The organism is Pseudomonas sp. Irchel s3h17 (assembly GCF_900187505.1).
Classification (GTDB): Bacteria; Pseudomonadota; Gammaproteobacteria; order Pseudomonadales; family Pseudomonadaceae; genus Aquipseudomonas.
In genome coordinates this window covers 268,262-288,256 of the sequence record NZ_FYDL01000010.1, presented here as the reverse complement: position 1 = coordinate 288,256, position 19,995 = coordinate 268,262, and the positions used below count along the sequence as shown (strand labels likewise).

At 60.4% G+C, this 19,995-nt stretch carries 20 protein-coding genes; 6 read left to right on the top strand and 14 right to left on the bottom strand.

The window, feature by feature from the left end:
• Positions 1-259: 259 nt before the first annotated feature.
• From msrQ to mrcB, 9 genes are all read right to left on the bottom strand, one after another.
• A complete protein-coding gene (gene msrQ / locus CKW25_RS17085) occupies positions 260-880 on the bottom strand; it encodes a protein-methionine-sulfoxide reductase heme-binding subunit MsrQ (RefSeq protein WP_095080874.1) in 621 nt (206 codons plus the stop codon).
• Positions 880-1,893, bottom strand: a complete 1,014-nt coding sequence (gene msrP, locus CKW25_RS17080; protein ID WP_095080873.1) for a protein-methionine-sulfoxide reductase catalytic subunit MsrP — start codon at positions 1,891-1,893, stop codon at positions 880-882. Before msrP ends, msrQ begins: the two co-directional genes overlap by 1 nt.
• A gap of 63 nt (positions 1,894-1,956) precedes the next feature.
• Positions 1,957-2,814, bottom strand: a complete 858-nt coding sequence (pssA, locus tag CKW25_RS17075) for a CDP-diacylglycerol--serine O-phosphatidyltransferase (protein WP_095080871.1) — start codon at positions 2,812-2,814, stop codon at positions 1,957-1,959.
• A 145-nt stretch (positions 2,815-2,959) separates the two neighbouring features.
• Positions 2,960-3,976 carry a ketol-acid reductoisomerase gene (gene ilvC / locus CKW25_RS17070; protein WP_007948647.1) on the bottom strand — a complete coding sequence of 339 codons (1,017 nt, stop codon included), beginning with the start codon at positions 3,974-3,976 and terminating at the stop codon, positions 2,960-2,962.
• 45 nt (positions 3,977-4,021) lie between these two features.
• Positions 4,022-4,513, bottom strand: coding sequence for an acetolactate synthase small subunit (gene ilvN, locus CKW25_RS17065; RefSeq protein WP_003176102.1), 492 nt, complete (start codon positions 4,511-4,513; stop codon positions 4,022-4,024).
• Positions 4,514-4,515: 2 nt separating this feature from the next.
• Positions 4,516-6,240: an acetolactate synthase 3 large subunit gene (locus CKW25_RS17060; protein ID WP_095080887.1), complete on the bottom strand. Its 1,725-nt coding sequence runs from the start codon at positions 6,238-6,240 to the stop codon at positions 4,516-4,518.
• A 483-nt stretch (positions 6,241-6,723) separates the two neighbouring features.
• Positions 6,724-7,059, bottom strand: a complete 336-nt coding sequence (locus tag CKW25_RS17055) for a YqcC family protein (protein ID WP_095080869.1) — start codon at positions 7,057-7,059, stop codon at positions 6,724-6,726.
• Entirely contained in the window at positions 7,059-7,805 is a 747-nt protein-coding gene (locus CKW25_RS17050; RefSeq protein WP_095080867.1) for a M48 family metallopeptidase, read from the bottom strand. Before CKW25_RS17050 ends, CKW25_RS17055 begins: the two co-directional genes overlap by 1 nt.
• A gap of 16 nt (positions 7,806-7,821) precedes the next feature.
• On the bottom strand, positions 7,822-10,143 hold the full coding sequence (gene mrcB, locus CKW25_RS17045; protein WP_095080865.1) for a penicillin-binding protein 1B: 2,322 nt from the start codon (positions 10,141-10,143) through the stop codon (positions 7,822-7,824).
• 117 nt (positions 10,144-10,260) lie between these two features.
• Between mrcB and CKW25_RS17040 the strand changes: the two genes are divergently transcribed.
• From CKW25_RS17040 to CKW25_RS17030, 3 genes are all read left to right on the top strand, one after another.
• Complete coding sequence (locus tag CKW25_RS17040; protein WP_095080863.1) at positions 10,261-11,817, top strand: bifunctional aminoglycoside phosphotransferase/ATP-binding protein; 1,557 nt, start codon at positions 10,261-10,263, stop codon at positions 11,815-11,817.
• 90 nt (positions 11,818-11,907) lie between these two features.
• The gene (locus tag CKW25_RS17035) at positions 11,908-12,252 is read left to right on the top strand and encodes a pentapeptide repeat-containing protein (protein ID WP_095080862.1); all 345 of its coding nucleotides are present in this window, start codon (positions 11,908-11,910) and stop codon (positions 12,250-12,252) included.
• 224 nt (positions 12,253-12,476) lie between these two features.
• Positions 12,477-12,749, top strand: a complete 273-nt coding sequence (locus tag CKW25_RS17030; RefSeq protein WP_064392505.1) for a TfoX/Sxy family protein — start codon at positions 12,477-12,479, stop codon at positions 12,747-12,749.
• Positions 12,750-13,029: 280 nt separating this feature from the next.
• Here CKW25_RS17030 and CKW25_RS17025 read toward each other — a convergent pair whose 3' ends face one another.
• From CKW25_RS17025 to CKW25_RS17015, 3 genes are read right to left on the bottom strand one after another with little or no spacing between them, the layout of a single operon-like run.
• Positions 13,030-13,797, bottom strand: a complete 768-nt coding sequence (locus CKW25_RS17025; protein WP_095080861.1) for a heme ABC transporter ATP-binding protein — start codon at positions 13,795-13,797, stop codon at positions 13,030-13,032.
• Entirely contained in the window at positions 13,797-14,834 is a 1,038-nt protein-coding gene (locus CKW25_RS17020; RefSeq protein WP_095080860.1) for an iron ABC transporter permease, read from the bottom strand. The genes CKW25_RS17025 and CKW25_RS17020 overlap by 1 nt, the downstream gene beginning before the upstream one ends.
• On the bottom strand, positions 14,831-15,718 hold the full coding sequence (locus CKW25_RS17015) for a hemin ABC transporter substrate-binding protein (RefSeq protein WP_095080858.1): 888 nt from the start codon (positions 15,716-15,718) through the stop codon (positions 14,831-14,833). The genes CKW25_RS17020 and CKW25_RS17015 overlap by 4 nt, the downstream gene beginning before the upstream one ends.
• A 186-nt stretch (positions 15,719-15,904) precedes the next feature.
• On the opposite strand from CKW25_RS17015, the gene CKW25_RS17010 reads away from it, so the two are divergent.
• Positions 15,905-16,222: a Rieske (2Fe-2S) protein gene (locus CKW25_RS17010; protein WP_095080857.1), complete on the top strand. Its 318-nt coding sequence runs from the start codon at positions 15,905-15,907 to the stop codon at positions 16,220-16,222.
• Here the strand turns inward: CKW25_RS17010 and sfsA are convergent.
• Together sfsA and CKW25_RS17000 are read right to left on the bottom strand one after the other, a co-directional pair.
• Positions 16,219-16,932: a DNA/RNA nuclease SfsA gene (gene sfsA / locus CKW25_RS17005; RefSeq protein WP_095080855.1), complete on the bottom strand. Its 714-nt coding sequence runs from the start codon at positions 16,930-16,932 to the stop codon at positions 16,219-16,221. The two genes, CKW25_RS17010 and sfsA, sit on opposite strands and share 4 nt — an antisense overlap.
• A complete protein-coding gene (locus CKW25_RS17000) occupies positions 16,932-18,104 on the bottom strand; it encodes a pyridoxal phosphate-dependent aminotransferase (protein ID WP_095080853.1) in 1,173 nt (390 codons plus the stop codon). The genes sfsA and CKW25_RS17000 overlap by 1 nt, the downstream gene beginning before the upstream one ends.
• A gap of 333 nt (positions 18,105-18,437) precedes the next feature.
• Between CKW25_RS17000 and dksA the strand changes: the two genes are divergently transcribed.
• Together dksA and gluQRS are read left to right on the top strand one after the other, a co-directional pair.
• Positions 18,438-18,881 (top strand): RNA polymerase-binding protein DksA, encoded by a 444-nt coding sequence (gene dksA, locus CKW25_RS16995; RefSeq protein ID WP_095080851.1) that lies wholly within the window; start codon positions 18,438-18,440, stop codon positions 18,879-18,881.
• A 203-nt stretch (positions 18,882-19,084) separates the two neighbouring features.
• Complete coding sequence (gluQRS, locus tag CKW25_RS16990; RefSeq protein WP_095080848.1) at positions 19,085-19,978, top strand: tRNA glutamyl-Q(34) synthetase GluQRS; 894 nt, start codon at positions 19,085-19,087, stop codon at positions 19,976-19,978.
• The last annotated feature ends 17 nt before the right edge of the window (positions 19,979-19,995 follow it).

Here is a 19,995-nt window from a genome sequence, read left to right as displayed (position 1 = left end):
GTTATTTTCAGAAGTTTTCAAAGTTTCCCTTGTAACTTCAACCACTTGCGCTTCCGATCTCTCGTCAGCGGGAGGCGAATTCTACAGCGTTACACGCTGCTGTCAACACCTCTTTTTCAACTTCCTTTTGGCTTCGATGACCTGAAGCACCCTGCTGCCGAAAACTGCGTAACTCTTTGTTTACCAAGGAGTTTTCCGTTTCGACTGCGCCGGAAGTGGGGCGAATTATAGACTCCCAGAATCTGCCGTCAAGGGTTAATTACGCTTTTGTTGCAGAAGGTGTTTTTCGAGCTTTAAAACGAGGGATTCGACGGACTACAGGTGGCAAGCGAAGCATTAACAGCAAACCACCTATAGATGCATAAACAGCCCACTCCTTCAGATCAGCGCGAACGATCCACAGCATATGCAGCAATCCAAGCCCGAGAATCACATAGGCCAACCGGTGCAGTTTCTTCCAGCGAGCCCCCAAACGTCGCTGACTATAGCGATTGGATGTCACCGCCAACGCCAACAAACAGAGAAACCCCAACGTGCCGACAATAATGTACGGGCGCTTTTGCAGCTCAACACCCAACTGCGACCAATCAAAGCCAAGGATAAATGCCGTATAACCGCTCAGATGCAGAACCACATAAGCGAAACACCACAACCCTAACTGCCGCCGGACAGCAATCCACCCCGCCCAACCGGTGATTTTCTGCAAAGGCGTCATGCTTAAGGTAATCAGCAACAGTACAAGCGTGCCCAGACCCAACCGATCAACCAGCACTTTGCCAGGGTCAGGCCCCAACACATCCCCCAAGGCCTGGAACAACCAGAGCAGCGGCCACACTGCAGCCGCTATAAAGACCCCCATACGCCAGAATGGATATCGCATCAGTAGTTCTTCCTCAGATCGAGCCCTGCATATAAAGAAGCGACTTCATCCGAGTAGCCGTTGAACATCTGCGTGTCACGCACGTTGGGCTTGAACAGCCCGCTCGGCAAACGTCGCTCCCGGGCCTGGGTCCAGCGCGGATGATCAACTGTCGGATTCACGTTTGCGTAAAAACCATACTCATCGGCCGCGATACTCTGCCAAGTGGTTTTCGGCTGCTCGCTGACCAGACTGATACGCACAATGGATTTGATGCTCTTGAACCCATACTTCCACGGCACGACCAACCGCAATGGCGCGCCATTCTGATTAGGCAGCTCACGCCCATACATCCCGACCGCGAGAATCGCCAATGGATTCATCGCTTCATCCAGGCGCAGCCCTTCGACATAAGGCCAGTCGATCAGGGCGAATCCAGAGCGCTGCCCCGGCATACTCTTGGGATCCTGCAAGGTTTCAAAACGAATGTATTTGGCCCTGGAGGTCGGCTCGACCTGCTTGAGCAATGCCGAGATGGGAAAACCAATCCAGGGAATTACCATCGACCAGGCTTCTACGCAGCGCAGGCGATAGATGCGCTCCTCCAACTGATACGGCTTCATGAAGTCTTCCAGCGCATATCGACCGGGCTTACCCACTTCACCGTCCACCACCACACTCCATGGCTCGGTTTTCAGCGCGCCAGCGTTGGCGGCCGGGTCACCTTTATCGGTGCCGAACTCATAGAAGTTGTTGTAGTGGGTGGCATCCTTGAATGGTGTGATTGCCTCGTCCTTGACGTTGATCGCGCCCCATTGGGTAGAAGGAAGCTTCTCGGCAAACCAGAAAGGCGCCTTGCCAGGCTCAACATTCGCATAACGCGCGACATCACCGGCACTGGCCCAACGCGGCAGACTGCTCACGGCCAAACCGGCAACAGCGGCACCGAGAACGTTACGACGAGAGAGGTAGAGGGATTCGGGCGTGACGTCCGACTCATGGCAGTCAGACGGCTTGGGGAACTTGAATAACATGGCAACTCCGCAGCATTGGAGGACAGATGCACCAATAGACTGCGGAGTATGGGGGAAATTACATCACTCGACGTTTTTGTGACGACGAAGGTGCAACAGGTACTGCACCGGACCGGACGCGGCGTAAACGAGGAATACCAGCAGCAAAATGCGTGGCGGATCACTGAAGACCACCGCAAACACCAGCACCACCGCCAGAATCGCCACGAAAGGTACGCGCCCTTTCAAGTCCAGCTCCTTGAAGCTATTGTACTTGATATTGCTGACCATCAGCATGCCAGCCGCCGCCACCATCAGCGCCACCAGGAACGACATCTTGGAACCCTGGATGCCGTAGTCACTGAAGGCCCAGACGATCCCGGCAACCACACCGGCAGCCGCCGGACTGGCCAGGCCAATGAAGTAACGCTTGTCCGCCGTACCGACCTGGGTATTGAAGCGCGCCAGACGCAACGCCGCCCCTGCGACATAGATGAAGGCAACCATCCAGCCAACCTTGCCCATATCGCCCAGCGCCCAGCCGAATGCCAACAGGGCCGGCGCGACACCAAAGGCCACCATGTCCGACAGTGAGTCGTACTCGGCACCGAACGCGCTTTGCGTATTGGTCATGCGTGCAACCCGGCCATCGAGGCCGTCCAGCACCATGGCGACAAAGATGGCGATTGCCGCGAAAGCAAAGTACTTGCTGGCGCCGGCAGCATCACCGGCACTCAAGGCGCTCTGGGCGCTCATGGAGTTGATGATGGAATAGAAGCCCGCGAACAGGTTCGCAGTGGTGAACAGATTGGGCAGCAGATAGATGCCACGATGCCGGACTTTACGGCCTTCAGCATCATGCCCTTCTTCGACATGCTCATCGATCGGTAGCAGGCTATCGGCGTCAGAGGCCTTGTTTGGCTCTTCGGGACGTTCGCTCATGGACATTACCTTGCAACGGTGTGGAAAGTTTCGACAGGTGCCTGCGACAACGGTTCGTATCGCAAACGATGCAGCTTTATACCAGAACCAGCCACCCAAACGAAAAAACGCGGCCTAAGCCGCGTTTTTCGTACTCATTCGTGACTTAGTTTTTAGCTTTGTCGACGATCTTGTTGGCGCCGATCCACGGCATCATCGAACGCAGTTGCTCGCCGATGATCTCGATGCCGTGTGCAGCGTTGTTACGACGCTTGGCGGTCATCGAAGGGTAGCCGGTTGCACCTTCGCTGATGAACATCTTGGCGTACTCGCCGTCCTGAATGCGTTTCAGGGCGTTGCGCATGGCCTGACGGGATTCGGCGTTGATGACTTCAGGGCCGGTCACGTACTCGCCGTACTCGGCGTTGTTGGAGATCGAGTAGTTCATGTTGGCGATACCGCCTTCGTACATGAGGTCAACGATCAGCTTCAGTTCGTGCAGGCATTCGAAGTAGGCCATTTCTGGCGCGTAGCCCGCTTCAACCAGGGTTTCGAAACCGGCCTTGACCAGCTCGACGGTACCGCCGCACAGAACGGCTTGTTCGCCGAACAGGTCGGTTTCAGTCTCGTCCTTGAAGGTGGTTTCGATGATGCCGGTACGACCGCCACCCACGCCTGCCGCGTAGGACAGTGCAACGTTCTTGGCGTTGCCCGAGGCGTCCTGGTAGATCGCGATCAGGTCAGGAATACCACCGCCCTTCACGAATTCGGAACGCACGGTATGGCCCGGAGCCTTCGGCGCGATCATGATCACGTCGAGGTCAGCGCGTGGCACAACCTGGTTGTAGTGGATCGCGAAGCCGTGGGAGAAGGCCAGGGTGGCGCCTTTCTTGATGTTCGGCTCGATTTCGTTCTTGTACAGGGCAGATTGGAACTCGTCCGGGGTCAGGATCATGACCAGGTCGGCAGCTGCAACAGCGGAAGCCACGTCAGTCACTTTCAGGCCGTGAGCTTCAGCCTTGGCAACGGTAGCCGAACCTTTACGCAGGCCAACGGTAACGTCAACGCCGGAATCTTTCAGGTTGCACGCTTGAGCGTGACCTTGGGAGCCGTAACCGATGATGGCAACTTTCTTGCCCTGGATGATCGACAGGTCGCAGTCTTTTTCGTAATAAACTTTCATGAAATTCCCCTATATCAGGCCGTTCAGGCCATTCGCTAATTTGGTTTAGATGCTGAGTACTTTGTCGCCGCGGGCAATACCGGTGACGCCACTGCGGACGGTCTCCAGAATCGAAGCGGTGCCAATGGACTGAATGAAGCTGTCGAGCTTGTCGCTGGTACCGGTCAGTTGAACGGTATACACGCTGGCGCTGACATCGACGATCTGTCCACGGTAAATATCGGTGGTGCGTTTGATCTCGGCGCGCTGGGCACCGGTGGCCTTGACCTTGACCAGCATCAGCTCACGCTCGATGTGCGCGCTTTCCGACAGGTCGACCAGCTTGACCACTTCGATCAGCTTGTTCAGGTTCTTGGTGATCTGCTCGATGACTTCATCGTGGCCCACAGTGGTCAGCGTCAGGCGCGACAAGGTCGGGTCTTCGGTTGGGGCCACGGTCAGGCTTTCGATGTTGTAGTTGCGCTGCGAGAACAGGCCGACTACGCGAGACAAAGCACCGGGTTCGTTTTCCAGAAGCAAGGAAATAATGTGCCGCATGATTAAGTACGCTCCGTCTTGCTCAGCCACATATCGCGCATGGAGCCGTCTTTGATCTGCATCGGGTAGACGTGCTCGCTGGTATCGACCGAAATGTCGAGTACCACCAGGCGATCCTTCATGGCGAACGCTTCCTCCATCTTCGACTTCAAATCTTTCGAATCGGTGATGCGCACTCCAACATGCCCATAAGCCTCGGCCAGCTTGACGAAGTCAGGCAGCGACTCCATGTACGAGTGCGAATGACGGCTGCCGTAACTCATGTCCTGCCACTGGCGAACCATGCCCAGAACACCGTTGTTCAGGATGACGATCTTCACCGGCAAACCGTATTGCAGGCAGGTCGACAGTTCCTGGATGTTCATCTGGATACTGCCTTCGCCCGTTACACAGGCAACGTCTGCATCCGGGAAGCTCAACTGGATGCCCATGGCCGCCGGAAAACCGAAGCCCATGGTGCCCAGGCCACCGGAGTTGATCCAGCGGTTAGGCTTGTTGAACTTGTAGTACTGCGCGGCGAACATCTGGTGCTGGCCCACGTCGGAGGTCACAAAGGCATCGCCCTTGGTCACTTCGCACAGGGTCTCGATCACGGTCTGCGGCTTGATGACGCTGCCATCGCCCTTGTCGTAAGGGAACAGGCCGCGGTCGCCACGCCACTCATCGACTTGCTTCCACCAACTGGCAACGGACTCCTTGTTCGGGGTCTCGCCGATTTCCTTGAGGATCGCGACCATTTCGGTCAGGACACTTTCAACCGGACCAACGATCGGCACATCGGCCTTGATGGTCTTGGAGATCGAAGCCGGGTCGATGTCGATGTGAATGATCTTGGCGTTCGGGCAGAACTTGGCCGGGCCGTTGATCACGCGGTCATCGAAACGCGCACCGACCGCCAGGATCACGTCGGCGTGGTGCATGGCCAGGTTGGCGGTGTAGCTGCCGTGCATGCCGAGCATGCCGATGAACTGACGGTCGGTGCCAGGGTAGGCACCCAGGCCCATCAGGGTATTGGTCACGGGCAGGTTGAGCATTTGCGCAAGCTCGGTCAACGGCGCGGAGCCGCCACCGAGAATCACGCCGCCGCCTGCGTACAACACAGGACGCTTGGCCGCCAGGAGCATTTCTGCCGCCTTGCGGATTTGCCCGGAGTGACCGCGAACAGCCGGGCTGTAGGAGCGCAGCTTGGCTTTTTTCGGGAAGCTGTATTCGAACTTCTCGGCCGGGTTGGTCATGTCTTTCGGGATATCGACAACGACAGGACCCGGACGACCGGATTGCGCCAGGTAGAACGCTTTCTTCATGACTTCCGGGATTTCCGACGCGTGCTTGATCATGAAGCTGTGCTTCACGATCGGCCGGGAGATACCGATCATGTCGGTTTCCTGGAACGCATCGGTGCCTACCATGGTGCTAGGCACCTGGCCGGAAATGATCACCATCGGAATGGAGTCCATGTAGGCCGTGGCAATACCGGTGATGGCGTTGGTTGCGCCCGGGCCAGAGGTAACCAGTACCACGCCGGCTTTACCGGTGGCACGGGCATAGCCGTCAGCCATATGGGTCGCAGCCTGTTCGTGACGAACCAGGATGTGAGTCACTTCCGGTTCTTTGAACAGGGCATCGTATACATGAAGGAGAGCACCACCTGGGTACCCGTAGATATATTTGACGCCTTCGTCACGCAAAAAGCGGACGAGCATCTCACCGCCAGATAAAAGCTCCACGTTGTTCACCTCTAAAACGCCAGAATACCGCCCACATAAGGGGACGGGTCTTAATAGGTTTACTTCCCAGCAGAGCATGAGCGACGGTGGTCGCCGACTACGTCAGCACTGACTGAGCAAGTATTGGGATCGTCCCAAGTGTTGCGGGGCTTTCCCACCCAGCGCGAGGTAACGCGTTGCGGGTGTAACAAGTCGGCGCGGGTGTGCGCCTCATGATCTGCTGAGTGGGTCTGCTTCTGGCAGTCCCTCTACAGCGGACTTTGGATTCTTCTGTTTCGCCCTCTGCAAGTCAAGCCGTCAATGTGCTTAATTCGAACTAAGCGCATGAGAACGCAAGAAAAAACCTCTAAAGCCCGGGTCGGATAACTTCAATTGCGCATTTTTGGCAAGGAAATGGCATGCGAACGCACTGGCGCACGCTCGCAGAGTGGATTTTCTTGAGGAATATGAAGGAACTGCCAGCGGGCGCCGGCAGTGTTCGCATCAGTGAGAGGCGCTGATGAGCTGGTCGAATTCCTTGAGCAGAACCTGCAACTGCCGGTCCTTGCCCTGGAGACTGCGAGCGCCGAAGACCATCTCGGCCATTTCCTGAATACCCGAGGCATTGGGCAATGGCAGATCCTGTTCCAGGATCGCCTTCATGCGTGGCAGGAAGATCCATTGCAGCCACTGCTCAAACTCCAGGGTATCGACCGAGAAAGGCTCGACGCTGGACAGCGCGGCGGCGGAAGGCGGGACATCGTCCCACCAGCCTTGAAGCCGCAACTCACGCTCGATCAGCAACAGCTGCTCGGCGATTTGCAGAAACCGGACATCCATCAGAGCGCAACCCTGGCTTTCTGGCGAGCCTGAGCAGCACCGGCGGCATCACCCTGCTTCTCGCGGGCATCAGCAATCAACGCCCACAGGCTGGCTTGCAGGTCAGGACGACCATTGGCAAGGGTGAGGCCACGACGGGCAAACTGCTCGGCCTGCGCGGCATCGCCCTGGGCCATACGCACCTGCGCCAGGCGATAAAGCACCTGCGGCTCGCGCGGGGCAACCCGCTGGGCACGCTCAAGGCTGGAAGAGGCACCATTGAGGTCACCGCTGGCCTGCTGCTGCTGGGCAGTGGTCAGCAAGGCCAGCACCGGGCCGTCCAGTTGCTCATCGGCAGACAAGCCTCCGACGCTGTTACTCGCCGAAGGAATCCCGCTTGGCGAAGACGGCATGCTGTAGCTGCCCTGGTTGATCGGCCCGCTGTCGACCGGTCCCGGGGTAATCGGACCCGAGCTGACCGGACCAGGCGTGATCGGTTGAGTACTGATCGGCGTCGATGTCGTTGCGCCGCCACCCGGCACCATCACCACCACGCTGGTATCGCCCTGGGGAATGGCCTGGGTCTGCGCTTGCGCTGGACGTGTCACGGTGCTTTTACGAAAGCCGCCATTGGCCGACATACGCTCACTGCTGGAAACGTTAGTACCCGAATCGACCACCGGAATCGAGCCACGCTGCACCGAAGAGCAACCGCTGAGCAAAGCCAGAGCGGTCACCGTCACCGCTGGAATAAACCACTTGTTCACTTGAATCCCTCTTTGCTTAATTCATCCATCCCTTGACCCAATCCATCACCGAATCAACCGCGGGGTCTACGCCACCACAGGTGGCGCCGGGAGGTGGTTCACTGCCACGAATATACGGCATCTGGACGGCGCCGGGACAGCTGGCGTCCGAGCCCTGCCCGGTACGCGAGTCGACCCAGGCCTGAACGATGTTGTCCGGTTGCGGCATATCCAGCGGCAGCGGGTCGGCCTTGCGCATGAAACTGGTCCAGACCTGCAGCGCGCCTGTGGCGCCGGTGAACGGCGTCTTGCCGTTGTCATCACGCCCCAGCCAGACCACCGCCAGCAGATCCTGGCTGAAACCTGCGAACCAACTGTCTCGCGAATCGTTACTGGTGCCGGTCTTGCCCGCCAGGGTCAATGTCTTGGGCAGCACGTTGTAGACCGAGCTACCGGTACCTTCGCGCATCACCCGCTGCATGGCGCTCTGGATCAGGTAGATGGACGCCGGATCGAAGCGTTGCTGAATCTGGAACGGGTAACGCTTGAGGGGTTCGCCTTCAGCGGTCAGCACGCTGCGAATCCCGCGCATCGGGGTATTGAAACCACCGTTGGCCAGCGTCTGATACATGGTGGCCACTTCGATCGGACTCAGGCCGCCGGCCCCCAGCAGCATCGACGGGAACGCCGGGAACTCACGGGTCACACCCAGGCGCCCGAGGGTCTTCAGGACGTTCGGCACGCCAACTTCAAGCCCCAGGCGCGCCGTCGACAGGTTGTAGGAATGGGCCAGCCCCTGGTACAGGAACACCGTACCGTGGGAGCGACGATCATAATTCTGCGGTTTCCAGACCTGGCCATCGGCGCCCTTCACCGAAAAGGCCTCGTCGGACAGCCAACTGGTCAAGGTGTACTGACTCGGCTTCTCCAGCGCGGTCAGGTAGACCGCCGGCTTGATCAGCGAGCCGATCGGCCGCACCGCGTCCAGCGCCCGGTTGAAACCGGCGAAACCGGCCTGGCGACTGCCGATCATGGCCTGGACTTCACCGGTTTCCGGGTTGGTCACCACCATCGCGGCTTCGACTTCATCCGAGCCCTTGCGACCGGCAAGGCGCTTGAAGGTATCGCTGACCGAGGCTTCGGCTTTCATCTGCAGGATCGGATCGAAACTGGTGAAAATCCGCAGCCCTTCTTCGGTCAAGTCTTCGTCGCGATAGTCTTCGCGCAACTGGCGCTTGACCAGGTCGAGGAAGCCGGGGAAGGAGCTGTCCGCCAGACTGCCGCGCTTGGTCACGCCCAGCGGCATTTTCTTCGCCGCCGCGACCTGCTCGGCCGTGGCCACACCCTGCTGCTCCAGTAGGTCGAGCACCAGGTTGCGGCGCTCCAGCGCGCGCTCAGGATAACGACGCGGATTGTAGTAGGACGGCCCCTTGACCATGCCCACCAGCAACGCCACCTGATGCAGCTTCAGTTCGGCCAGCGGCTGGCTGAAGAAGAACTGGCTGGCCAGGCCGAAGCCGTGCACCGCGCGCTGGCCATCCTGGCCGACGAACACTTCATTGAGGTAGGCCTCGAGAATTTCAGGCTTGTCGTAGTGCAACTCGAGCAGCAACGCCATCATGGCTTCAGTCAGCTTGCGACTCAGGCTGCGCTCGTTGGTCAGGTAGAAGTTCTTGACCAGTTGCTGGGTCAAGGTACTGCCACCCTGACGCATCTGCCCCGCCGAGGTGTTGACCCAGACCGCCCGCATGATCGACTTGGGCGACACACCGAAGTGGCTATAGAAATCGCGATCCTCTACCGCCACCAGGGTCTCGAGCAGGTACGGCGGCACCTGATCGATCTTGATCAGGATGCGGTCTTCGAGATTTTTCGGGTACAGGCCACCGATCAGCAGCGGCTCCAGGCGCACCACCGACAGTTTGGCGCCGTTGGTCGCCGACAGCTCGGCGACATAGTCACCCGAGAAGCGCACACGCACCGGCTGGGCCTGTTCCATGCCTTCATAGAACTGGAAGCCACGGGTATTCAAATCGACGGTGTTGCCGCTGACCGCTGCCGCACCGGGACCATTGGCCACGCTCTCGCGACGATAGCCAAGGGCATCGAGCTCAGTGAGGAAATCTTCCTTGCTGAGCTTCTGTCCGACGAACAGCTCGAGCGGGCGCGCGTAAACCTTGGCCGGAATGGTCCAGCGCTTGCCGGAGAACTTCTCCTGAACCACGGCATCGAGATAAACGGCGAACCCTGCGAGCACCACGAGGCCGACCAGGCTGAGCTTCAAAGCCCAGGCCAGCCAAGGGCGCGGGCCATTGGAGGGACGTTTTTTAGCAGTACGGGGGGATCGGGTACGAGTCATGGCGGCGGATTATACGCACTTTGTTCCTGATCAACATGAGCCCCGCGAGGTTTGCGTTGGCCCCGCTTGCGGCCATAATGGCGGCCTTGAATTCCCCCAGACTCTGAAGGATCGCCCGTGAGCCAATCCCTGATCGCAGCCCTGCAAAACCCGGCCCTTTATCCGCATCCTGTGGATGGATTCCAGGTCATCGAGACGCACATCTCCTGGGTGCTGCTCACCGGCCCCTATGCCTATAAAGTGAAGAAGCCAGTCAATTTCGGCTTCCTCGACTTCACCGCGCTGGATGCACGCGAGCACTTCTGCGGCGAAGAACTGCGCCTGAACCAGCGCTTGACCAGCGACCTGTACCTGGAAGTGCTGCCGATCACCGGGAGCATCGAGGCACCGCAACTGGGCGGCACCGGGCCGGTGCTCGATTACGCCCTGAAGATGCGCCAGTTCCCGCAGAGCCAGCTGCTCAGCACCCTGCAGGCCAACGGCGAACTGACCCCTGCGCACATCGACCAGATGGCCAGCCAGATTGCCCGGTTCCACCTCAATGCACCGCGCGTGTCGGCCGACCATGAAGCCGGCACCCCGGACAGCGTCATGGCCCCCGTGCGCCAGAACTTCGAACAGATCCGCCCATTCCTCAGCGACAAGGCCGACCTGTTGCAACTCGAGGCCTTGCAAGCCTGGGCCGAGAGCAGTTTCGAACGCCTCAAGCCGCTGTTTGCCCAGCGCAAGGCCGAAGGCTTCATCCGCGAATGCCACGGTGACATCCACCTGGGCAACGCCACCGTGATCGATGGCAACGTGGTAATTTTCGACTGCATCGAATTCAACGAACCCTTCCGCTTCACCGACGTTTATGCCGACACCGGGTTTCTCGCGATGGACCTGGAAGACCGCGGCCTGAAAAGCCTGGCGCGGCGCTTCATGAGCCAGTACCTGGAACTGACCGGCGACTACCAGGGTCTTGAACTGCTGAACTTCTACAAGGCCTACCGTGCATTGGTTCGCGCCAAGGTCAGCCTGTTCAGCATGCCCGCCGACGCCACTCCGGTGCAGCGCGCCACTACCCTGCGCCAGTACCGCAACTACGCCAACCTGGCGGAAAGCTACAGCACCATCCCGTCACGCTTCCTGGCCATCACCCATGGTGTTTCCGCCGTCGGCAAAAGCCGCGTCGCCATGCGCCTGGTCGAAGCCCTGGGCGCTATCCGTCTGCGTTCCGATGTCGAGCGCAAGCGCCTGTTCGGCGAACAGCAGGTGCCTAACGATCCGCAAGCCGGTATCTACAGCAGTGATGCCAGTGCGGCGACCTACGCCCGCCTGCACGAGATTGCCGGTGTGATCCTGCGTGCCGGCTTCCCGGTCGTGCTCGACGCAACGTACCTCAAGCGTGAACAACGCGACGGCGCGGCGAAGATTGCCGAGGCCACCGGCGCCCCGTTCCTGATCCTCGATTGCAACGCCCCTCAAGCGGTGATCGAGAGCTGGCTGGCCCAGCGTCAGGCAGACAAGAACGACCCGTCCGACGCCAACCTGGCGGTCATCGCCGCGCAGCAGGCCAATCGTGAGGCCCTGACCCCCGCAGAAATCCTCTGCAGCAAACGGGTACAGACCAACGAAAGCGGCACCCTCGACACGGTAGTGGCACAAATCCGCCAGCGCTTGCCGGGCCTGTAAACACTATTTCAAGCGTGAAGCCCTGACCGGCTTCGCGCTTGCAGGATAGTGGCACTATACTGGCGTCATAAAACCAACAGGTGACGCCCCATGAGCCAGCCAAGACTTCTCGACACCCCGCTGTACGCCCTGCTGCATAAAGACGACATCACCGGTTTTAATCGCGAAAGGCCAAAAACCGGCCCCATCGACATGGTGGGCGGCGACTTTCGTGGCCTCGACCTGCGCGAACTGAACGCCGAAGGTGTCGACTTCAGTGATGCCTATTTCCGCTCCGCCGACCTGCGCGGCATCGACTTTCGCCATGCCTCCCTGGAAGGCGCGAGCCTGGCCCACGCACAAATCTCCGGCACGTACTTTCCCCCGGAGCTCTCGGCCGACGAAATTCTGATGTCGATGAATTTCGGCACTCGCCTGCGCTACCGTACCCGTTAACGCGCGAAGTGTCCGCCTACGTCCGGCGTCCCTGTCCGCGCCGGGCCTGGGTGATCGTTTTACGACTCGGCCCACGAACCTCAATGCTTCTTCCAGAGCCATCTGGCACATCGCCTTAGAAGCTTTTGCGTTCAAACCGACCAAAGAACCACGCTTTTCCTACTGACCGCTACACTCCTTTGAAGCTCGCCCCACGCACTCTTCGGCCGTCGCAAGGAGGCTTGATGAATGATGAACTGCAGCATCTGAAAAACCTTGGCAAGACGTCAGCCCAATGGCTGCATGCCGTAGGCATTCACAGCGCCTCGGATTTGCGCCGCCTGGGGGCGGTGGACGCTTACCGGGCGGTGCGCACTCGCGGTTTTCGCGCGTCGAAGGTGTTGTTGTATGCCATTGAGGGGGCACTGATGGATGTGCATTGGAATGACATCCCCGCCGAACGCAAAGACGCCCTCAACAAGCAACTGGACGCCATTTCATCGCGACACAAGAATTGAGCAAGGGCTGGTCCGGGAACCCGTATGTGACGGCCAATCCAAACAAGCGTTTGGCAAAAGGCAAAAAAAATCAAAAAAGACTGATTGACTTAGAAATGAGAATCGTTATGATTATCGCATCTGGTCGCGAGACCAGCCGATCTTCTGAAAGGCCCTTGGTTCGGACTCTCAGATTATCTCCTCATCAGGCTAATCACGGTTATTTGACCCGGCTCTTGCCGGGTCTTTTTTTGCCCGCCCAACAGTGATTACCCCCCACGACCATCCGGCGCCCTTTCTTTCAGCGGGCAATAATCAGCGGATGCCCGCGCTCCGGGTGCGGCTGCACCAACACATCCAGACCGAACACGGCCTTGAGCGGTTCAGGGCGCAAGACCTGCTGCGGCGTATCCAGCGCATGGGGACGGCCATTCTCGAGCAGCAGAATGCGGTCGCAGTAGCGCGCGGCCAGATTCAGATCATGCAGTATCACCAGTACCGCCGCGCCGTGATCGGCAAACTCGCGTATCGACTGCAAGGTAGTGTGCTGATGCAGCGGGTCGAGCATGGAGGTCGGCTCGTCGAGCAGCAGGGTCTGCCCCGCCTCGCCCGGCCAGAGCTGCGCCAGCACCCGCGCCAGGTGCACCCGCTGACGCTCGCCACCGGACAGCGCGGTGTAGCTGCGCCCGGTCAGATGCCCGACATCGGCGGCCTGCAGCGCGGCGGCAATAATCTGCGCATCGCGTATCCGGCCTGTTTGATGAGGCAAGCGGCCCATGCCGACCACTTCCTCGACACGAAAGGCAAAGTCCAGGGTCGAAGCCTGGGGCAGTACGGCCAGGCGTTGGGCACGCAGCGCCCCCTGCCAATCACTCAGTTCGCGCTGATCAAGCCAGACCCGCCCCTGATCGGGGCGCAGCTCACCGCACAAGGCGCCGAGCAGTGTACTTTTACCCGCACCGTTAGGCCCCAGCACACCCAGTACTTCACCTGGCCGGAGTTCAAGATCGATGTCCGTGAGCACGATTTTCCGGCCACGGCGGATCTGCAGGTTCTCTACACGCAGCATCAGGCGCGACCTCGCAGCAGCAAATAGAGAAAGAACGGCGCGCCGATGAACGCGGTCACGATACCGATCGGCAATTCGGCCGGAGCCAGTGCCAAGCGTGCCACCAGGTCGGCAAACAGCAACAGGCTCGCGCCGGCCAGCACCGAAGCCGGAAGCAGCACACGGTGATCGGGCCCGGCCAGCAAGCGCACCAGGTGCGGCACCACCAACCCGACGAAGCCGATCATTCCCGCCGCCGCCACCGCAGCGCCCACGCCCAGCGCAGTACAAAACACCAGTTCGCGCTTGAGCCGCTCGACATTGATCCCCAGATGGCCGGCCTCGGACTCGCCGAGCAACAACGCATTCAACGCCGCCGCCCGGCGTGGCAACCAGAGCGCCACCGCCATGCTCACCAGCAGCAATGGCCACAGCCGCGCATAACTGGCGCCATTCAGACTGCCCAGGTTCCAGAACGTCAGTGTGCGCAAGGTCGCGTCGTCCGCCAGATAGGTGAACAAGCCCACCGCCGAGCCGGCCAGTGCAGTCAGCGCGATACCTGCCAGCAACATGGTCGCCACGTTAGTCTGCCCATTACGCCGGCCGAGGCGATACACCAGTGCCGTCACCCCGAGCCCGCCAAGAAACGCAGACACTGACAACACATAAGGACCGATCGCCTCGGGCAGGCCACCAGACAGCGAGCCGCCGACAATCGCGATTGCAGCGCCCAGGGCGGCACCACTGGAGACCCCCACCAGCCCCGGGTCCGCCAGCGGGTTGCGGAACAGGCCCTGCATCGCCACACCGGACAAGGCCAGCACACCGCCCACCGCGAGGCCAAGCAAGGTACGCGGCAGGCGAATCTGCCCAAGAATCAGTTCGGCCTGCTCCAGGCCTTCAGCCGCCACCGGCAGGCCGATCAGGCGCATCGCCGCGCGCAAGGTATCGAGCAACGGCAAACTGACCGGCCCCAACGCCAATGACAGCCAAATGGCGAATACACACAGCAGGCTCAGGCCAATGAACAGCGAACGCGGCTTGACCAGAGTGCTCATTGGGTCGCAGTTGCCGTGGAAGTCTCAGCGGGATAGAACCCGGCCGACAGCGTGACCAGGCTTTGCGGCAAGCGCGGCCCCAGGCCGCCCACCAACAGGGTCGGGTCCAGCTCCAGTACGCGCCCGGCCTTGGCGGCCGGCGTCGTGGCCAGTATCGGGTTTTCCTTGAATAACGCCGCACGCGCCGCGTCACCGGTCAGTGCGCGATCGGAGAACACCAGGACATCCGGGGTCAGCCCCGCCAGTGATTCGACGGAAAACGGCTTGTAGCCCGTATGGGTGGCCAGGTTACGCCCACCCGCCTGCTGCAACAGCCAGTCAGCCGCCGTGTCTTTACCAGCGATCAACGGCTTGCCACCCGCATGCCCCAGCAGCAGTAACACCCCTGGTGCCTTCTGTTTGGCCTGCGCCGCCGCGACCCAGTCCCGCTGCTGCTCGATTTGCTGTCGATAGCCCTGGAACACCGTCGTGGCCCGGGCCTCGCTGCCGAGCAACCGCCCCAGGTGCTGCAGATTGCGCTCAAGGGTGGCCAGGTCCGGTTGTGCCGAAAACAACTCGACCTGCACCCCGGCACTGCGAATCTGCGACAACACGGGCGGCGGACCCATTTCTTCGGTGCCGATCAACATCTGCGGACGCAGGCTCAGAATGCCCTCGGCCGACAACTGGCGCTGATAGCCGATACTCGGCAAGGCCTTGAGCGATTCAGGGTGCTGGCTGGTAGTGTCGACGCCGACCAGCCTGGACTCACTGCCCAGCGCGCTCACCCATTCCGACAACGCGCCCCCGGCACTGACCCAGCGTTGCGGCAACTCGGCCGCTGCGGCCCCATGGTTGACCAAAAGTCCGACACAGAGCGCAATGGCGCGGGTACTCAGGCGCATAACAGGGTTTCCTTTGCACAGTTTTCCCGCAGAATCGAGGCATGTTCAGCCACGCGCTCACCACGGGCGGAACCGGCATTTGATAATTGTTACCATTTGCACGTCAAGCACTGACACATTTACTAATGTGTACTCGCCCACAGCATAGCCGCCAGAGGCCCGCGCCTTCGGCACAAGAGGACAGTCATGAAGTTTCTTTGCACCAGCGCCGAGCTGGTCGATGCCAGCAGCCGCGGGTTCGAGATCGATGGCCAGCGGCTGTTTGCCGTGCGCCGCGAAGGCCGGGTCTATGTCTACGAGAACCGTTGCCCCCATCGCGGGGTCGCACTGGAATGGCACCCCGATCAGTTTCTCGACCCGAGCGCCAGCCTGATCCAGTGCGCCACGCATGGCGCTCTGTTCCTGATCGAAAACGGCGAATGCGTGGCCGGCCCTTGCGCCGGCCAGTCACTCAGCGCCCTGGCATGCCGGGAAGACGCTCAGGGCATCTGGGTGCAGTCTTAAGCGCCGAGCAGCACCTCCAGCCGGCGTTCGACGCGAACTTCTTCAGCGGTCAAGCTCACGCCATACGCCAACACCTCGACGCCGGCCGCCTTCGCCTCACGCAGGGCGGCCGCATACCCCGGGTCGATTTCCTCGGCCGGACGCACCGCGTCGATCCCCGTCAGGTTCACACAATACAGTTGCACCGCGCGAATACCGTCCCGCGCCAGGCACGCCAATTCGCGCAAGTGCTTGGCTCCTCGCTGGGTCACGGCATCCGGAAACGCCGCGACCGCTGAACCGTCGAAGCCCAGGGTCACGCTTTTGACTTCGACGAAGGCCTGCCCTTGCGGGTAGTCGAGACGAAAATCGATGCGACTGTTTTCCTGGCCGTAGGGCACTTCACGCTTGAGGGCGGTAAAGCCGTTGAGCTCGGTGATCACCCCCGCCTTCAGCGCCTCCTCGACCAAGGCATTGGCCCGCGCCGTATTGACACAGGCCAGCCGCCCTTGCGGGGTTTCGCTGATTTCCCAGGTGCCGGGCAATTTACGTTTCGGGTCGTTGGAGCGACTGAACCAGACCTGTCCGCCCTCGACCATGCAGTTGAACATCGACCCGGTGTTCGGACAGTGAATCGTGATCATCTCGCCGCCAACGGTTTCGATATCGGCGAGAAAGCGCTTGTAGCGTCGAATCAGCCGGCCTTTTTCCAGGGGAGGATCGAAGCGCATCAGCCTTGCCAGCTCCGCAGGCCACGGGCAATCCGCTCCACCGCCTCCTGCAGGCGCGGCAGGCTTTGGGTGTAGGCGAAACGAACGTGATGACCGGCCTGGTGCCGGCCGAAATCCAGGCCCGGCGTGAACGCGATGTGCTCGGTTTCCAGAAAGTGCCGACAGAAGGCAAACGCATCACCGCCAAAGGCGCTGATATCGGCATACAGATAGAACGCGCCTTCCGGTTCCACCGCGATACCGAAGCCCAGCTCACGCAAGGCCGGCAGCAGGAAATCGCGCCGACGCCCGAACTCCGCCCGCCGCTCTTCGAGAATGCTCAAGGTCGCAGGCTCGAAACAGGCCAGGGCCGCGTACTGGGCCATGCTCGGTGCGCTGATGTAGAGGTTTTGCGCAAGCTTTTCCAGCTCGCTGACAGCGGCTTGCGGGGCCACCAGCCAACCGAGGCGCCAGCCGGTCATGCCGAAATACTTGGAGAAACTGTTGAGCACAAAGGCGCTGTCATCGACTTCCAGCACGCTGGCGGCATCGGTGCCATACGTCAGGCCGTGATAGATCTCATCCACCACCAGGTGACCGTTGCGCCCCTTGATCGCGGTGGACAACCCGGCCAGTTCGTCGCGGGTCAGAATCGTGCCGGTCGGGTTGGCGGGCGAGGCCACCAGGGCCCCGACGCTGTCGTGGTCCCAGTAACGCTCAATCAGGTCCGGGGTCAGCTGGTAACGCACGTCCGGCCCTACGGGAACAAGCTGCGCCGCGCCTTCTACCAGGCGTAGAAAATGACGATTGCATGGATAACCCGGATCGGCCAGCAACCAGTGCTTGCCCGGATCCACCAGCAAGGCGCTGGCCAGCAGCAACGCGCCAGAGCCTCCCGGGGTGATCATGATGCGCTGCGGGTCGATGTCCAGGCCGTAACGCTGCTGATAGAAGCCGGAAATGGCTTCGCGCAGCTCGGGAATGCCCCGCGCCGCGGTGTAACGGGTTTTCCCCGCCGTCAGTGCCGCCTGGCCGGCCTTGATGATCGGCTCGGCCGTGGTGAAGTCCGGTTCGCCGATTTCCAGGTGAATGACGTCATGACCGGCCGCTTGCAACTCATTGGCGCGCGCCAGCAATGCCATGACGTGGAAAGGTTCGATAGCGCGGCTGCGCGCACTGTAGGGCTGGGCCATTAGCCTTCCTTCAACGGGGGTAAAAAACTGATTCTACCCAAGCGCGGGAACAAGCGAGAACCTAATACAGTCACAAAGCCCGGACTCACTGGCAAGTGAGTGCCTGCACAAGTGTCAGGATTGACTAAAATCAATAATTGATCAGGTCTCCAGAGCCGCCAGACAAGGCTTTGCAACCATTTGCAAGCCTTACGGGCCGCAGCCTTGGCATCAGGGAGTAGCGCGGTCTGATTTGATCTGGTAAGTTCGCCCGCTTGCAGCCGCAGGGCCGGCAGGTGTCGGTGATGGAGCAATCCTGCGCAATGGATTACAAGAGTAGAGGCGGTCCATTTCATGCCCACCCAAGCAAAGCAGCAGCCAAACCAGTCGATCAGCGGCTTCGATCCCTACAAAGAAGTAAAGGGTGAGGAATACATGGGCAAGCCCATGCGCGATCACTTCACCAAGATCCTGAACAAGTGGAAACAGGACTTGATGCAGGAAGTCGACCGCACTGTTGATCACATGAAAGACGAAGCGGCCAACTTCCCCGACCCGGCCGACCGTGCCAGCCAGGAAGAAGAATTCAGCCTCGAACTGCGTGCCCGCGACCGTGAACGCAAGTTGATCAAGAAGATCGACAAGACCCTGCAACTGATCGAAGACGAAGAATACGGTTGGTGCGAGTCGTGCGGTGTCGAGATCGGCATTCGTCGTCTTGAAGCCCGCCCTACCGCCGACATGTGCGTCGATTGCAAGACCCTTGCAGAAATCAAGGAAAAACAAGTCGGCAAATAAGCGTCGATTTGACTCAAGAACGGAGCGTGCGAACGCTCCGTTTTTTGTTTCCGGCATTTGCCACGCCACAAACCCTGTGGGAGCGGGTTTGCTCGCGAAAGCGGTGTATCAGTCAGCATAAGTGTTGAAGCTGATGACCCCTTCGCGAGCAAGCCCGCTCCCACAGGTGGTCCGTGTTAGCCCATACAAGTAACATCGCCCTCATGACTGCCACCACCTCCCCCTACATCGGGCGCTTCGCCCCCACCCCCAGCGGGCACCTGCATTTTGGCTCGCTGGTCGCGGCACTGGCGTCCTACCTCGACGCACGCGCCGCCGGCGGCCGCTGGCTGCTGCGCATGGAAGACCTCGACCCACCCCGGGAAGAACCCGGTGCCCAGACCGCGATCCTCAAGGCCCTGGAAAGCTACGGCTTTGAATGGGACGGCGAGATGGTCCGCCAGAGCGAACGCCACGACGCCTACCTGCAGGTCGTGAACCAACTGTTCAACCACGGACTGGCCTACGCCTGCACCTGCTCGCGCAAACAACTGGCGCCCTACCACGGGATATACCCGGGGCTGTGCCGCAACGCCGGCCACGCCCGCGAAGACGCGGCGATCCGCCTGCGGGTTCCAGAGCTTGAGTATCACTTCACCGACCGGGTGCAGGGCGAGTACCGCCAGCACCTGGGCCGTGATGTCGGCGATTTCGTGATTCGCCGCCGCGACGGGCTGTACGCCTATCAACTGGCGGTGGTGCTGGACGATGCCTGGCAAGGCGTCACCGACATCGTGCGCGGTGCCGACCTGCTCGACTCCACCCCGCGCCAACTGTACCTGCAGGAACTGCTGGGCCTGGCGCAACCGCGTTACCTGCACCTGCCATTGATTACCCAGCCGGACGGTAACAAACTCGGTAAATCCTACCGTTCGCCGCCGCTGACCGAAGACCAGGCCACCCCACTATTGTTGCGCGCCCTGCGTGCACTGGGACAACAGCCGGACCCGGCACTCGATGGCGCAACGCCCGCCGAGGTACTTACGTGGGGGACCAGGCACTGGGATGCTCTGCTGATTCCCCGCACACTGACACTGCCCGAAGCGCAATTACGCTGACTAAGCTTGCAGGTTGG